13 protein-coding genes are annotated in these 15001 nt (G+C 55.2%); 6 read left to right on the top strand and 7 right to left on the bottom strand.

Translation table 11 applies throughout. The features are described 5' to 3' along the window. Positions 1-38: 38 nt before the first annotated feature. Positions 39-1160, top strand: coding sequence for a cupin domain-containing protein (locus ABFI50_RS17735; protein WP_047625945.1), 1122 nt, complete (start codon positions 39-41; stop codon positions 1158-1160). An 89-nt stretch (positions 1161-1249) separates the two neighbouring features. Here ABFI50_RS17735 and pepT read toward each other — a convergent pair whose 3' ends face one another. After that, the gene (pepT, locus tag ABFI50_RS17730; RefSeq protein WP_180261848.1) at positions 1250-2473 is read right to left on the bottom strand and encodes a peptidase T; all 1224 of its coding nucleotides are present in this window, start codon (positions 2471-2473) and stop codon (positions 1250-1252) included. A 258-nt stretch (positions 2474-2731) separates the two neighbouring features. Between pepT and potA the strand changes: the two genes are divergently transcribed. The 4 genes from potA to potD are packed head-to-tail and all read left to right on the top strand — an operon-like array spanning position 2732 to position 6519. Beyond that, positions 2732-3859, top strand: coding sequence for a spermidine/putrescine ABC transporter ATP-binding protein PotA (gene potA / locus ABFI50_RS17725; RefSeq protein WP_169805282.1), 1128 nt, complete (start codon positions 2732-2734; stop codon positions 3857-3859). Further along, positions 3843-4700, top strand: a complete 858-nt coding sequence (gene potB / locus ABFI50_RS17720) for a spermidine/putrescine ABC transporter permease PotB (RefSeq protein ID WP_014883414.1) — start codon at positions 3843-3845, stop codon at positions 4698-4700. The genes potA and potB overlap by 17 nt, the downstream gene beginning before the upstream one ends. Beyond that, positions 4697-5488 (top strand): spermidine/putrescine ABC transporter permease PotC, encoded by a 792-nt coding sequence (potC, locus tag ABFI50_RS17715; RefSeq protein ID WP_014883413.1) that lies wholly within the window; start codon positions 4697-4699, stop codon positions 5486-5488. The genes potB and potC overlap by 4 nt, the downstream gene beginning before the upstream one ends. Beyond that, a complete protein-coding gene (gene potD / locus ABFI50_RS17710) occupies positions 5485-6519 on the top strand; it encodes a spermidine/putrescine ABC transporter substrate-binding protein PotD (protein WP_023332720.1) in 1035 nt (344 codons plus the stop codon). Before potC ends, potD begins: the two co-directional genes overlap by 4 nt. Positions 6520-6566: 47 nt before the next feature. Here potD and ABFI50_RS17705 read toward each other — a convergent pair whose 3' ends face one another. After that, positions 6567-7796 (bottom strand): HDOD domain-containing protein, encoded by a 1230-nt coding sequence (locus ABFI50_RS17705; RefSeq protein WP_176260517.1) that lies wholly within the window; start codon positions 7794-7796, stop codon positions 6567-6569. Between the two features lie 237 nt (positions 7797-8033). Between ABFI50_RS17705 and ABFI50_RS17700 the strand changes: the two genes are divergently transcribed. Next, positions 8034-9965: a methyl-accepting chemotaxis protein gene (locus ABFI50_RS17700; protein ID WP_121527749.1), complete on the top strand. Its 1932-nt coding sequence runs from the start codon at positions 8034-8036 to the stop codon at positions 9963-9965. Positions 9966-10010: 45 nt separating this feature from the next. On the opposite strand, the gene cobB is transcribed toward ABFI50_RS17700, so the two are convergent. From cobB to lolC, 5 genes are read right to left on the bottom strand one after another with little or no spacing between them, the layout of a single operon-like run. Next, positions 10011-10832, bottom strand: coding sequence for a Sir2 family NAD+-dependent deacetylase (cobB, locus tag ABFI50_RS17695; RefSeq protein ID WP_014883409.1), 822 nt, complete (start codon positions 10830-10832; stop codon positions 10011-10013). A 14-nt stretch (positions 10833-10846) separates the two neighbouring features. Further along, the gene (nagK, locus tag ABFI50_RS17690) at positions 10847-11758 is read right to left on the bottom strand and encodes an N-acetylglucosamine kinase (protein WP_014883408.1); all 912 of its coding nucleotides are present in this window, start codon (positions 11756-11758) and stop codon (positions 10847-10849) included. 53 nt (positions 11759-11811) lie between these two features. Continuing rightward, positions 11812-13056, bottom strand: a complete 1245-nt coding sequence (gene lolE, locus ABFI50_RS17685; RefSeq protein ID WP_045135033.1) for a lipoprotein-releasing ABC transporter permease subunit LolE — start codon at positions 13054-13056, stop codon at positions 11812-11814. Next, entirely contained in the window at positions 13056-13757 is a 702-nt protein-coding gene (gene lolD / locus ABFI50_RS17680) for a lipoprotein-releasing ABC transporter ATP-binding protein LolD (protein WP_023332716.1), read from the bottom strand. The genes lolE and lolD overlap by 1 nt, the downstream gene beginning before the upstream one ends. Then, a complete protein-coding gene (lolC, locus tag ABFI50_RS17675) occupies positions 13750-14949 on the bottom strand; it encodes a lipoprotein-releasing ABC transporter permease subunit LolC (RefSeq protein ID WP_014883405.1) in 1200 nt (399 codons plus the stop codon). Before lolC ends, lolD begins: the two co-directional genes overlap by 8 nt. Positions 14950-15001 lie beyond the last annotated feature (52 nt).

The following is a 15001-nucleotide window of genomic DNA, read 5'->3' as shown; positions in this document are numbered from 1 at the left end:
ATAATCCGTGTCAGTAAGAACCTGCGGAATAAAAAAATATGGATTATCACTTAACGCTTAACTGGCCCGAGTTTATTGAACGTTACTGGCAAAAACGCCCGGTGGTTCTGAAACGTGGGTTCAGCAACTTTGTCGACCCTATCTCGCCTGACGAACTGGCCGGTCTGGCCATGGAAAACGAAGTCGACAGCCGCCTGGTCAGTCACCAGGACGGGAAATGGCAGGTCAGTCACGGTCCTTTCGAAAGCTATGATCATCTCGGTGAAAACAACTGGTCGCTGCTGGTGCAGGCCGTCAACCACTGGCACGAACCCACTGCCGCGCTAATGCGCCCGTTCCGCGCCCTGCCCGACTGGCGGATGGACGATCTGATGATCTCCTTCTCCGTTCCGGGTGGCGGCGTGGGTCCGCACCTTGACCAGTACGACGTGTTTATTATTCAGGGTACGGGTCGCCGCCGCTGGCGCGTGGGCGAGAAAGTGCCGATGAAACAGCACTGTCCGCATCCGGACCTGCTTCAGGTGGATCCGTTTGAAGGGATTATTGATGAAGAGCTGGAGCCAGGCGATATTCTCTACATTCCGCCTGGGTTCCCGCATGAGGGTTACTCCCTGGAAAACTCGCTCAACTACTCGGTTGGGTTCCGCGCACCAAGCGGTCGCGAGATGATCAGCGGCTTTGCCGACTATGTTCTGCAACGCGAGCTGGGCAGCTATCGCTACAGCGATCCGGATGTGCCTGCGCGCGAGCATCCGGCAGATATTCTGCCAGCAGAGCTGGACAAGCTGCGCGGTATGATGCTGGATCTGATCAACGAGCCGGAACATTTCAGACAGTGGTTTGGCGAGTTTATTAGCCAGTCCCGCCACGAGCTGGACGTGGCGCCTCCGGAGCCGCCTTATCAGGCTGACGAGATTTATGATGCCCTTCAGCAGGGCGACAAGCTGGTTCGTCTGGGCGGGTTGCGCGTGCTCCGGATCGGTGAAGAGGTCTTCGTCAATGGCGAGAAGCTGGATTCCCCGCATCGTCCTGCACTGGAAGCGATTGCCAGCCATATGGTTCTGACTGCTGAAACCTTTGGCAATGCGCTGGAAGATCCCTCATTCCTCGCCATGCTGGCCGCGCTCGTTAACAGCGGGTATTGGTTTTTTGAGGATTGAGTCTTGAGATGTGCCGGGTGGCGGCTTCGCCTTACCCGGCCTACATTCCGATCGTAGGCCCGGTAAGCGCAGCGCCACCGGGCAATGTCTCACCGCTTCGCGGTTAACTCCGCTATGCGCACAATCACCTTCACCGCTTTTTCCATTCCTTCCAGCGTCACAAACTCATGCTTGCCGTGGTAGTTGTAGCCACCGGTAAACAGGTTCGGGCACGGCAATCCCATAAATGACAGCTGCGAACCATCGGTACCGCCACGAATCGGTTTTAAGATCGGTTCAATATCGCAGTCGCGCATTGCCTGCCGGGCGATATCAATTATGTGCGGATGCGCCATCACCTTCTCACGCATATTGTAATAGCTGTCTTCGATGATGAGTTCAATGTAGCAGTCAGGATGCAGCCCTTTGCCTACCTTTTTGGCGATCTCCATCATCTTACGCTTGCGCGCTTCAAAGGCTTTACGGTCAAAATCGCGCACGATGTAGTGCATCTGGGCGCTATCCGCGGTGCCCTTAATGCTGGTCAGGTGATAGAAACCTTCATACCCGTCTGTCATCTCCGGGCTCTCTTGCGCCGGGACTTCAGCATGAATACGCGACGCCAGCGACAGCGCATTCACCATCACCCCTTTGGCTGAGCCGGGGTGAACGTTGTTCCCGACAATTTTAATGGTCACCGAAGCGGCGTTAAAGTTTTCATACTCCAGCTCGCCCACGCCACCGCCATCGACGGTGTAGGCCCACTGCGCGTTAAAAGCCTCCACATCGAAATGTTTCGCGCCTTTCCCCACCTCTTCGTCCGGCGTGAAAGCAACCCGGATATCCCCGTGCGGAATGTTTTTGCCTTTCAGCACCGCCAGCGCCGTCATGATCTCCGCGATCCCCGCCTTATCATCTGCGCCCAGCAGCGTTTTCCCGTCGGTGGTGATGAGCGTCTGACCGAGCAGCTGGTGCAGGACCGGGAACATCACGGGAGAGAGCACTTCGTCGCCAATGCCCAGCGCAATATCACCGCCGCGGTAGTTTTCAACAATCTGCGGGTTCACATGTTTACCGCTAAAATCCGGAGAGGTGTCGACATGGGAGATAAAGCCAATCGCCGGGATATCACCCGGGACATTCGCCGGCAGCGTGCCCATCACAGTGCCCTTTTCGCTTAACGTGACGTTAACCAGCCCCATGGCGTCGAGCTGCTCTTTAAGCAGGTTTAATAACTTCCACTGGCCTTCGGTGCTTGGCACCTGGCGGACACCCGGTTTAGATTGGGTATCCAGCGAAACGTACTGTAAAAAACGCTCAAGTAATTTATCCATGCAGTCACCCTCACTTTTTGTGACAACATTATCAATAAGCATCAAAACGCAAATATTGCGTCAGGTCACTTTTATCCCGCAAACGAGAATATTTTCCGTTTATATCGTTCTGCGTTAGTAAATGTAGCTTATGAATCAGTGACAAGGATTGGCGATTCCCGAGGTTTGCCGTAGAATGTCCGCCCTCATTACGAGTCACCAAGGTGGTTACACACAAACCCCGCTTCGGCCTGCTGCCTGAGGCGTCTATATGGGACAGTGCAAAAATTGAATACACAACCCCGTTCTCGTTCACCGCTGGTGCAACTTGAACGAATTCGTAAAAGTTTTGATGGCAAAGAGGTCATTTCCGACCTCAATCTGACCATCAATGACGGCGAGTTTCTTACGCTGCTTGGCCCCTCCGGCTGCGGCAAGACAACCGTACTGCGCCTTATCGCCGGGCTGGAAAGCGTCGATAATGGCCACATCCATCTTGAGAACCAGGACATAACCCAGGTTCCTGCCGAAGATCGCCACGTCAATACCGTCTTTCAGAGCTATGCCCTGTTCCCTCACATGACCGTGTTTGAGAACGTGGCGTTTGGCCTGCGGATGCAAAAAACGCCGGCCAGCGAGATCCCCCCGCGCGTCACGGAAGCCCTGCGGATGGTGCAGCTGGACGAGTTTGCTCAGCGAAAACCCCACCAGCTCTCCGGCGGTCAGCAGCAGCGCGTGGCCATTGCCCGTGCCGTGGTCAATAAACCGCGCCTGCTTCTGTTAGATGAGTCGCTTTCCGCGCTGGACTACAAACTGCGCAAGCAGATGCAGAACGAGCTGAAGGCGCTACAGCGTAAGCTTGGCATCACCTTTGTCTTCGTCACCCACGACCAGGAAGAGGCGCTGACCATGTCAGACCGTATTGTGGTGATGCGCGATGGCAAAATAGAGCAGGACGGCACGCCGCGTGAAATTTACGAAGAGCCGAAAAACCTGTTTGTCGCCAGCTTCATTGGCGAAATCAATATCTTTAATGCCACGGTGATTGAACGTCTGGACGATCGGCGCGTGCGCGCGAACGTGGAAGGACGTGAATGCAATATCACCGTGAACTTCGCCGTCGAGAAGGGACAAAAACTCAACGTCCTGCTGCGTCCTGAAGATCTGCGTGTCGATGAAATTCACGGTAATACCGAAGCCGAAGGGCTTATCGGCTATATCCGCGAGCGCAATTACAAAGGGATGACGCTGGAGTCCGTCGTCGAACTGGAAAATGGCAAAATGGTAATGGTCAGCGAATTCTTTAACGAGGACGATCCTGACTTCGACCACTCTCTCGACCAGAAAATGGTTATCAACTGGGTAGAAAGCTGGGAGGTTGTACTGGCTGATGAAGAACACAAGTAAATTCCAGAAGGTGGTGATTACCACTATCGTCGGTTGGCTTGTGTTATTTGTCTTTTTACCCAACCTGATGATCATCGCCACCAGCTTTCTGACCCGCGACGATGCCCACTTCGTTAAGCTGGTCTTTACGCTGGACAACTACGCGCGCCTGCTCGACCCGCTCTATTTTGACGTGCTTCTGCACTCGCTGAATATGGCGCTGATTGCTACCGTAGCCTGCCTGCTACTGGGGTATCCTTTCGCATGGTTCCTGGCCGGGCTGCCACAAAAGGTGCGCCCGCTGTTGCTGTTTCTGTTGATTGTGCCGTTCTGGACCAACTCGCTGATTCGCATCTACGGGTTAAAAATCTTCCTGAGCACCAAAGGCTACCTCAACGCGTTTCTGCTGTGGCTGGGGGTGATCGATACCCCTGTACGCATCATGTTTACTCCGGGTGCGGTGATTATTGGCCTTGTCTATATTCTGCTGCCGTTTATGGTGATGCCGCTCTACTCCAGCATCGAGAAGCTCGATAAACCGCTGCTGGAAGCGGCAAAAGATCTGGGTGCTAACAAGCTGCAAACCTTTATCCGCATTATCATTCCACTGACCATGCCCGGCATTATCGCCGGTTGTCTGCTGGTGATGCTCCCGGCAATGGGGCTGTTCTACGTGTCAGATCTCATGGGCGGGGCAAAAAACCTGCTGATTGGTAACGTGATCAAGAGCCAGTTCCTGAACATCCGCGACTGGCCGTTCGGATCCGCGACCAGCATTACGCTGACGGTGGTAATGGGGCTGATGCTGCTGGTCTACTGGCGGGCCTCACGATTGCTGAATAAAAAGGTGGAACTCGAATGATCGGTCGACTGCTTCGCGGCGGTTTTATGACCGCCATTTACGCTTACCTTTATATTCCGATTATCATTTTGATCGTGAATTCGTTTAACAGTTCACGCTTCGGCATCAACTGGCAGGGCTTTACCACCAACTGGTACAGCCTGCTGATGAATAATGACAGTCTGTTGCAGGCCGCTCAGCACTCGCTGACGATGGCGATTTTCTCCGCCACCTTCGCCACGCTGATCGGTTCCCTCACCGCGGTGGCATTGTACCGCTATCGCTTTCGCGGTAAGCCGTTCGTCAGCGGCATGCTGTTTGTGGTAATGATGTCGCCGGATATCGTGATGGCGATTTCGCTGCTGGTGCTGTTTATGCTGCTGGGCATTCAGCTTGGCTTCTGGTCGCTGCTGTTTTCCCACATCACCTTCTGCCTGCCGTTTGTGGTGGTTACCGTCTTTGCACGTCTGAAAGGGTTTGACGTGCGTATGCTTGAGGCGGCGAAAGATCTGGGGGCCAGCGAGATGACCATCCTGCGCAAAATCATTCTGCCGCTTGCGATGCCCGCGGTAGCCGCAGGATGGCTACTCAGCTTTACGCTGTCGATGGATGACGTGGTTGTTTCTTCGTTCGTGACCGGGCCGAGTTACGAAATCCTGCCACTGAAGATCTATTCGATGGTCAAAGTCGGCGTCTCACCTGAAGTGAACGCGCTGGCGACCATTCTGTTGGTGTTTTCGCTGGTTCTGGTGATTGCCAGCCAGATTATTGCTCGTGATAAAACAAAATCTCAGGGGACAATGAAATGAAAAAAATGCTCGCCGCTGCGGCACTGGTACTTGGCATGGGTGCCGCGCACGCTGATGACGGTAAAACGCTCTACTTCTATAACTGGACCGAGTATGTGCCACCGGGCCTGCTGGAACAGTTTACGAAAGAGACGGGCATCAAGGTCATCTACTCGACCTACGAGTCGAATGAAACCATGTATGCCAAGCTCAAAACCTACAAAGACGGCGCATATGATCTGGTGGTGCCGTCTACCTACTTTGTCGACAAAATGCGCAAAGAGGGCATGATTCAGAAGATCGATAAAACGAAGCTCACTCACTTCAACAATCTCGATCCGGAGATGCTCAACAAGCCGTTTGACCCGAATAACGACTACTCCATTCCTTACATCTGGGGCGCAACCGCAATTGGTGTCAACAGCGAGGCTATCGATCCGAAAACCGTTACAAGCTGGGCCGATCTGTGGAAACCGGAATACAAAGGCAGCCTGCTGTTAACCGACGACGCGCGCGAAGTGTTCCAGGTAGCGCTGCGTAAGCTCGGCTACTCCGGCAATACAACGGACACAAAAGAGATTGAAGCGGCCTATAACGAGCTGAAAAAGCTGATGCCTAACGTGGCGGCATTTAACTCTGATAACCCGGCAAACCCGTATATGGAAGGCGAAGTGAATCTGGGCATGGTGTGGAACGGCTCCGCGTATGTTGCCCGTCAGGCCGGTACGCCGCTGGAGGTAGTGTGGCCGAAAGAAGGCGGGATCTTCTGGATGGATAGCCTCGCGATCCCTGCCAATGCCAAAAACGTGGAGGGTGCGCTGAAGCTGATTAACTTCCTGCTACGCCCGGACGTGGCGAAGCAGGTTGCCGAAACGATTGGCTACCCGACACCGAACCTCGCGGCACGCAAGCTGCTGAAGCCTGAAGTGGCTAACGATAAGTCACTCTATCCGGATGCCGACACCATCAGCAAAGGGGAATGGCAGAACGACGTTGGTGACGCCAGCCGCCTCTACGAAGAGTATTACCAGAAACTAAAAGCGGGCCGATAAACGGCATCGCGCGATTCCTCACGCCGTGCGAACGGCGTGAGGAAGCATTAACTGGCCGCATTCTCGCCAGCCCAAATCGTCGCCCTTCTCATCGCCTCGACCACATCATCATCCGACAGCCCCAGTGCGTGACTCAGTCTTGTCGCCTCCTCCCACTGCTGCTGCTCGTAGTAACGACAGAGTGCGATCATATCAGCTAGCTGCCCCTCCTGATGGCACAGTGCGTTGCTCACGCTCTGCGGCACCGCAATCTGCTTCATCAACTCGGTCATCGGCAGTTCAAGGAGAGTATCCAGCAGCGAGAACAGGCCGCACAGAAAAGCATTTTCAGCCAGCGTCGGTTCGTTTATCGCCTCTGCGATCAATTCGCAGAATTTCCCACGCATCATGCTCAACGGATAAAGCTCGCTGACGGTGTCATTGTCCGCACTCGCCAGGACCACGACGGCAACGAACCGTCTCAGCTGATTCTCCCCAAGATAGCGGAGTACCTCACTCAGGGTTAACTTGCTGAAATTACAGGCACCAACATGTTTAAATGCCGTGTGCTTCATGTAGCGCATAATTTTCCAGGAGAGGGTGAGATCACTTTTTATCAGCGATTCGATAATGCGATAATCAGGTTTATTACGTCCGATTTCCATTTGCAGGCGGAAAATCGCAAGCTGATTTTGCGATAAGCGTTTATATTTAATCATCTCCGGACGGCAGAAAAAATAACCCTGAAACAGAGAAAATCCTTCATCTCTGAATCGAATAAATTCCTCTTTAGTCTCAATTTTTTCAGCGAGATATTTTATATGTGCGGTCTCTTTTTTACGCGATGCCAGATACTGTTTAATTTGCGCTAAGGTATAATTTCTGATATCGAATTTCAGAACCGAAATATAAGGTAAAAACGCATCCCATTCCGGAGCGAGGGTGAAATCATCGAGCGCGAAGTGGTAGCCGTGCGCATTCATCTCTCTGACGGCCTGCAACAGCTCAGCCCCCGGAACCGCATCTTCCAGTATCTCAATGACCACGCTCTCTTTATCGAGCGCTTCTCCGCTCCGGTCGATGACCATCCGGGAGGGAAAATTAATAAACGACGTGTGCTCCCCGGCGATCCGTTGCGCGGGTACACATAAAAACTGATCTGATATCATTCTGGATGTCGCATATTCCGCCGAGACATCCGGAAAACGGTTTGTCATTCCCTCTCTGAAGAGCAGTTCATAGGCGACCGTCTTCATCTCCGGGTTAAAAATGGGTTGTCTGGCGATAAATCCGTACATATCCCATCCTCCTCTACCACTTAATATTTATTAGCATCCTCTTTCTACACGACGATAACGAGCATTATCGAGCACTATTTTGATTGAATGCACAAAATAAAAGCATCCACACTAATTAACAGGGTTTATATTCTCAGAATTTAAATTAAATACTCCCGGTACTCTACAGAAAGAGAGTGATATATCCGATAAGTAATATGTGCCTGACCGACACGCACACGATTACGGGAGATAAGAATGCAAAACGCCAAGGTCCGAAGATCAAAAATGAGCGTCAAAACGTTAATGCTATTGTCCATTTTTCTCACCGTGACGGTGGGCTTTACCGCCACGATTGGTTTTATGATGTGGCAGTGGATGGCGCAGCAGGACAGTCTGGCCAAAAAACATATCCGCCAGATTGCTGAGGTGCAGTCTTTGCAGGTCAGTAAGGAGATGGATTCCGCGCTGGCTGCCGCCAGGGATATGGGCAACAGTGCCCTGGCGCTGCGGGATGCGGGCATCTCCGATCGCCAAAGTCTCAACCAGCTGCTGATCCATTATCTTGCGGCCCACCCGCAGTTTCTCTCCATGTCGATGGCTTTTGAGCCCAACGCGTTTGACCATCAGGATGCCGCCTTTGCCGGACAGAGCGGAGAGGATCCTGCCGGACGCTTTGCCCGCTATGTCGACCGCGATGCCTCTGGCAAACCCGCACTGCACCTGCTGACGGACCTGGAAACACCCGGCAGCGGCGATTATTACCTGCTGCCGAAGCAACGGCAAAAAGAGGTGATCATCGAACCCTATATCTACCCGTACAATGGCGTAGACGTCATGCTTACCTCCATTGCCGCCCCCATTATGGCTGACGGCAAGTTTCTGGGATCGGTCACCTCTGACTTTTCACTCGCCACGCTGCAAGCCATGACTGGGGCAATAAAACCGTGGAACGGGACTGGCTATGCCCTGCTCCTCTCAGCGGAAAATAAAGTGGTATTCAGCCCGGACAAACAGGCCACCGGAAAGCCTTACGCGGGGAAGATAACGGGCCATGATGTCATCCGGGAAAACGATCCACTGCTGAAGGAGGAGGCATTTATTATCTGGCAGGATATTGCAATTGGTAACAGCCAGACGCCGTGGAAGCTGGCCATCGTCACTCCGGTCAGTGAGGTGATGGCCGAGGCGCGTGCATTTTTGCTGAAAGCCATTGTCCTTATGGTGCTCAGTATCGTAGTGGTGAGCCTGGTCATGGCGCAAATCTTTACGCGTAAAGTTGACCGACCGGTGGGTGGCGAACCTTCTGACGCCGCCGGAATTGCCCTGGCCGTCGCCCGCGGGGAGCTGAACAATACAATTCCGGTGCGCGCGGGAGATACTCGCAGTATTTTTTACGCCCTGCACACCATGCAGATGCAGCTCAAACGCATCGTCGACAACATCAGCGATGCCAGCCATTCCGTGCGGGGTGGCACCAGCGAGATTTCGGCAGGTAACCTTGACCTTGCCTCGCGAACCGAGGAGCAGGCAGCAGCGATTGTGGAAACCGCGGCCAGCATGGAAGAGATTTCGGCCACGGTGAAGAATAATGCCGACAATGCGCACAAAGCGACCACGCTGACCGACCGCGCCGCCAGCCTCGCCGGACATGGCGAAACGCTGGTGAACGACGTCGTCACGGTGATCGGCGAGATTGATGACAGCGCGCGTAAGATCGGTGAGATCAACAGCATTGTCGATGGCATTGCCTTCCAGACCAATATCCTGGCGCTAAACGCGGCCGTAGAAGCCGCACGGGCGGGTGAGCAGGGACGCGGTTTTGCGGTGGTGGCCGGTGAAGTCCGTAACCTGGCCCAGCGGAGCGCTAACGCAGCAAAAGAGATTTCTCAGCTCATTGCCGAATCGTCTGGCCGCGTCAACAAAGGCGTTGAGCTGGTCAATGAAACCGGCGTGATGATGAAACAGGTTATCGAGGCGGTGTCGCATGTGCATCTGGTGATAAACGATATCGTTCAGGCGCTGGACGAGCAAAATCGGGGGATTAGCCAGGTCAGCACCGCCGTGAATCAGATGGACAGCACAACCCAGCAGAACGCCGCTCTGGTGCAGCAGATCTCAGCCGCGGCGCTCTCACTGGACGAGCAGGCTAAATCGCTGGAGAAGACGCTGGCGTTCTTTCATTCGTAAATCGTCAGGCACCCGCAGGACGGGTGCCTTTTTACACCATTGCCGCTACAGCCCTTTCAGCAGCTTGTCGACAAATTCCGGGACGACCGCGCTTGCCAGACCGTAGTGTTTCTCTTCAAACTCGCTGCCCACCTGGCTTGGCTCCAGATTGAGCTCAACCGTATGGGCGCCGTGCAGTCGCGCTTCGTGAACAAACCCCGCCGCCGGGTAAACATGGCCGGATGTACCAATGGCGATAAACACGTCCGCCATCGCCAGCGCGCTGTAAATATCATCCATCCCCAGGGGCATCTCGCCGAACCACACCACGTGCGGGCGCAGGCGTGCGGGGAACTGACAGCAGTGACATTTGTCTTCTGGCAGCACGTCCTCTTTCCAGTCCAGCACCTGGCCGCTCCAGGCACAGCGAACTTTGAGCAACTCACCGTGCATGTGGATGATGTTTTTGTTACCGGCTCGCTCATGCAGGTTGTCGATATTCTGCGTCACCAGCAGGAAACGATCCCCCAGCGCCTCTTCCAGCTTCGCCAGCGCCAGATGCGCCGGATTGGGCGCAATCTCAGGCTGCTGCAGCTGGCGACGGCGGGCGTTGTAAAACGCCTGCACGAGATCCGGATCGCGGGCAAAACCTTCCGGCGTGGCGACATCCTCCACGCGGTGTTCTTCCCACAGTCCGTCCGCCGCGCGGAAGGTTCGAATTCCTGACTCAGCGGAGATCCCCGCCCCGGTCAGCACCACCACTCTGGGTTTATCCATCGCTTCTGGCATCATTCTGTCTCTGAAAAAGATCCGCTGACGCAAGCGCTCACGTAAGCGGCGTTTGTTTTTGCGAAAACGGCTGAGTCGACCCTGGCGACGCGACAGCATAGAAACCTCGTAAACTAATCGGTGAGATGAAGGAATGCGGCTCCGCGCATGCCTCCTGCGTCCCCGTGTCGCGCACGTTCAATACGCGGCACGCGTGCAACCGGCAATAAATGTCGGGGCAAACGCCCGGACAACTGTTCCGTAATCGCAGTGAAGTTTGACAACCCTCCCCCAATCACCAGCAGATCCGGGTCGACGATAGTGAGAATATTTCCCAGACATACCGCCAGCAGATCCAGATAGCGCTCAACGTGCTCACGCGCCTGCGCATCCCCTTGCTCCCACAAGGTAATGATTTGAGGGGCCTCAAGTTTCTGATGATAGAAGTGTTCGTAAAGCCATGCAAACCCGCGGCCGGAGAGGTAGTTCTCAATACAGCCGTGCTGACCGCAGCCGCAGCGGGTCAGCGGAAACTCACGCCCGACAATGTCCAGGGCATCCACCGGCAAGCGGATATGGCCGAACTCACCGGTGATATAGCTACGCCCGGTGATGGGCTTACCGTTGATCACGATCCCTCCGCCGACGCCCGTGCCGAGGATCAGTCCCATGACCAATGGATACTGACGGAATTCATCATCCCAGGCTTCAGAGAGCGCAAAACAGTTGGCATCGTTATCTAAACGCACGTCGCGTTCAAGGCGGGCAGAGAGATCGGCGCGCAGCGCTTTGCCGCTGGCAGCAGGTACGTTGGCGGCATACAGCGTGCCGTCGTCGGTTTCGGGCATGCCCGGAATACCAATGCCGACGCTGCCTTTGACGCCAAAGCGTTCATCTGCTTGCGCCACCAGCGCGGCAATGGCGGTTAAAAATTCGTCGTAGCTCTCGCGCGGCGTGGGAACGCGCGTTTCCCACTGCAGCCTGAGGTCTTTATCAAATACGCCGAGCGCAATCTTGGTGCCGCCAATATCAAATCCATAATACATAGTGCATTCCTCTTTTGACCTGGCGGCCCAAAAGCCGCTAGATCATGACGTAATTACTGGCCACTTAATACCCTCGCCGGATCAATTCGGCTTGCGCGACGCGCCGGATACCAGCTTGCCAGCAGACTCAGTAAAAGTGCTGTAACCAGCACATAAAAAACGTCCAGCCAGTGCAATTCAGACGGCAGGAAGTCAATAAAATAGATATCACCCGACAGGAACTGGTGACCAATAAGCTTTTCAATGCCGTTAATAATTGGCGTCAACTGCAGGGAAACCACCACGCCAATCACCACGCCACACAGGCTGCCGAACAATCCTGCCAGCAAACCGTACCAGACGAAGATGGCGCGAATAAGACCGTCTTTCGCCCCAAGCGTTCTCAGCACGGCAATGTCACCGCTCTTGTCCTTGACTGCCATCACCAGCGTCGAGACGATGTTAAAGCACGCCACACCGATCACCAGCACCATCGCCAGATACATAATCGCGCGGATCATCTGGATATCACGGTACATATACCCGTAAGTGCCGATCCAGCTTTTGATGTAAACATAGTTATTGGTCACGCTGCCCGCGTCGCGTACCAGTTTGTTGGCATTAAAGACGTCGTTCACCTTAATGGCAATGCCCGTCACGCTGTCGCCCATGTCGAGATACTGCCGCGCATCTTCCATCGGCACCATCGCAAAGCTATGGTCAAGCTGACCGCTCAGCTGAAGAATACCGGTGACGTGCAGGCGCACGCGTTTCGGCTGCTGCAATTTGTGATCGGCGCTGGCGTTCGGGATCATGATCGACACCCAGTCGCCCTGCTTCACCTTCAGGGCATCTGCAACGCCTTTGCCCATGATGATCTGCTGCTCGCCGGCCTTAAAGTTTGCCCACGCGCCGTTCTGCACATATTTCGGCAACGCGCTCAGGCGTTCTTCCTGGGCGGGGTTCACCCCTTTCACCTGGATGGCACGCAGGTTTACCCCGCTCTCCACCAGCCCGGTAAAGTTGATATAGGGCGCGGCAGCAGCGATGCCCGGGACTTTCTCTACTTTGTTGAGCGCATCGCTCCAGTTGGTCCAGGGCTGGTTAACCGGCTCGATTTCCCCGTGCGGTACCACCGCCAGAATGCGGTTATTCAGTTCGCGCTCGAAGCCGTTCATGGCGCTCAGGCCGACAATCAACACCGCCACGCCCAGCGCAATACCGATGGTCGAGATGACGGAGATGAGCGACACCATGCCGCCGCGACGGCGACCGCGGCTAAAGCGTAACCCGATGAGTAACGATAACGGTGAAGCCATTACTCCGCTCCCATCAGGGTCAGTTCTGCATTCAGATGACCGTCGCGCATTTCAAGCTGGCGCCCCATGCGTTTTGCCAGCTGCAGATCGTGGGTGACCACCAGAAACGCGGTGCCCTGCGAGGCGTTAAGTTCACCCAAAAGCTGGAAAATACTGTCCGCATTACGCGCATCCAGGTTACCGGTCGGTTCATCCGCCAGCACCAGACGCGGGTTGTTGACCAACGCACGGGCAATGGCCACGCGCTGACGTTCGCCGCCGGAAAGCTCCGATGGACGGTGATTGCCACGGTGACCCAGCCCTACTGCGTTCAGCATGTCGCTGGCGCGGGCGTTAATTTCTGCCGGTTTCTTTTTGCCAATCAGCAACGGCATCGCCACGTTTTCCAGCGCCGTGAAGTCCGGCAGCAGGTGGTGGAACTGGTAGATAAAGCCCAGCTCGCGATTACGCAGCTCGGCCTTCGCCGCTGAGGACATTTTGCTCATCGGCTGGCCGGAAAAAATCACGTCGCCGCTGGTTGGGGTATCCAGCCCGCCCAGCAGGTGCAGCAGCGTACTTTTGCCCGAGCCGGAGCTGCCGACAATCGCCATCATCTCGCCTTCGCCCACGCTGAAGCTCACATTGTGCAGCACGTCGGTCTGCACAGCGCCTTCCTGATAGCGTTTGGACAGGTTGTCGCATTGCAACAGGATCTTATTCATAACGTAAAGCCTCAGCGGGTTGAGTGGCGGCAGCGCGCCAGGAAGGATAAAGCGTCGAAAGCAGCGCAATGGCCATCGCGGCCAGCGCAATACCGATAACCTGCAGCGGCTCGATAGCCACCGGCAGCGCCGCGCCATCAAGCAGCGCGCCGATGATCGGCATTAAATTATTAAGCTGGCTGGCAAGCAGAGCGCCGAGCCCCGCCCCCAGCAGCGCGCCGATAATGCCGGCGCTGGCACCCTGCACCATAAAGACCGCCATGATCTGGCGCGGCGTGAGCCCCTGGGTTTGCAGGATGGCGACCTCGCCCTGCTTTTCCATCACCATCAGACCCAGCGAGGTGATGATGTTAAAAGCGGCCACGGCCACGATCAGGCTCAACAGCAGCCCCATCATGTTTTTTTCCATACGCACGGCCTGGAACAGTTCGCCTTTACGTTCGCGCCAGTCCTGCCATTTGGTGCCGTCCGGCAGTTTTTGCTGGCTGAGGGTATCAACCTTCAGCGGCGCGTCGAGCCACAGGCGCCAGCCCGTGATGTTCCCTGCCGGGTAACGCATCAGGCGCGAAGCATCCTGAATGTTAACCAGCATCTGATAACCATCGACTTCGCTGTTGGCGGCAAAGGTACCAATTACGTTAAACAGGCGCTGGCTTGGCAGGCGCCCCATCGGCGTAAACTGACTGGCAGAGGGCACCATCACACGCAGCTGGTCGCCACGGTTGACGCCAAGCTGGCCGGCAAGCTGCTCACCCAGAATAACGTTGTATTTTCCGGCGGCCAGATCGGTCTGCTTCACGTTAACCAGGTACGGCGTCAGCGGATCGTTTTGTGCAGGGTCAATACCCAGCATGACGCCGACCGCCACGCTGCGGGCGCTTTGCAGCACCACGTCGCCAGTTGTTAACGGCGCAACGCGCGTGACACCCTGTAACTTCGCCGCGCTTTCCGGCAGCTGTTGCGGGTTCAGCGAACCGTTGGTGGAGGAGAGAACGGCCTGCGGCATCAGCCCCAGGATGTTGTTTTGCAGCTCGCGCTCGAAGCCATTCATGACGGAAAGGACCGTCACCAGTGCCATCACGCCGAGCGTAATGCCAATAGTCGAAAGCCAGGAGACAAAGCGACCGAAGCGGTCCGCGGCGCGCCCACGCATGTAACGTAAGCCTATGAAGAGTGCGACAGGTTGATACATGAAATCCGTCTGTTTGCTGATAGCAGACCCACGAGTATATAAGCGAATCCGT

It is taken from the genome of Enterobacter sp. HNDS-6, assembly GCF_039850505.1.
GTDB lineage: Bacteria > Pseudomonadota > Gammaproteobacteria > Enterobacterales > Enterobacteriaceae > Enterobacter > Enterobacter kobei.
This window is presented reverse-complemented; position numbering and strand designations above follow the sequence as displayed.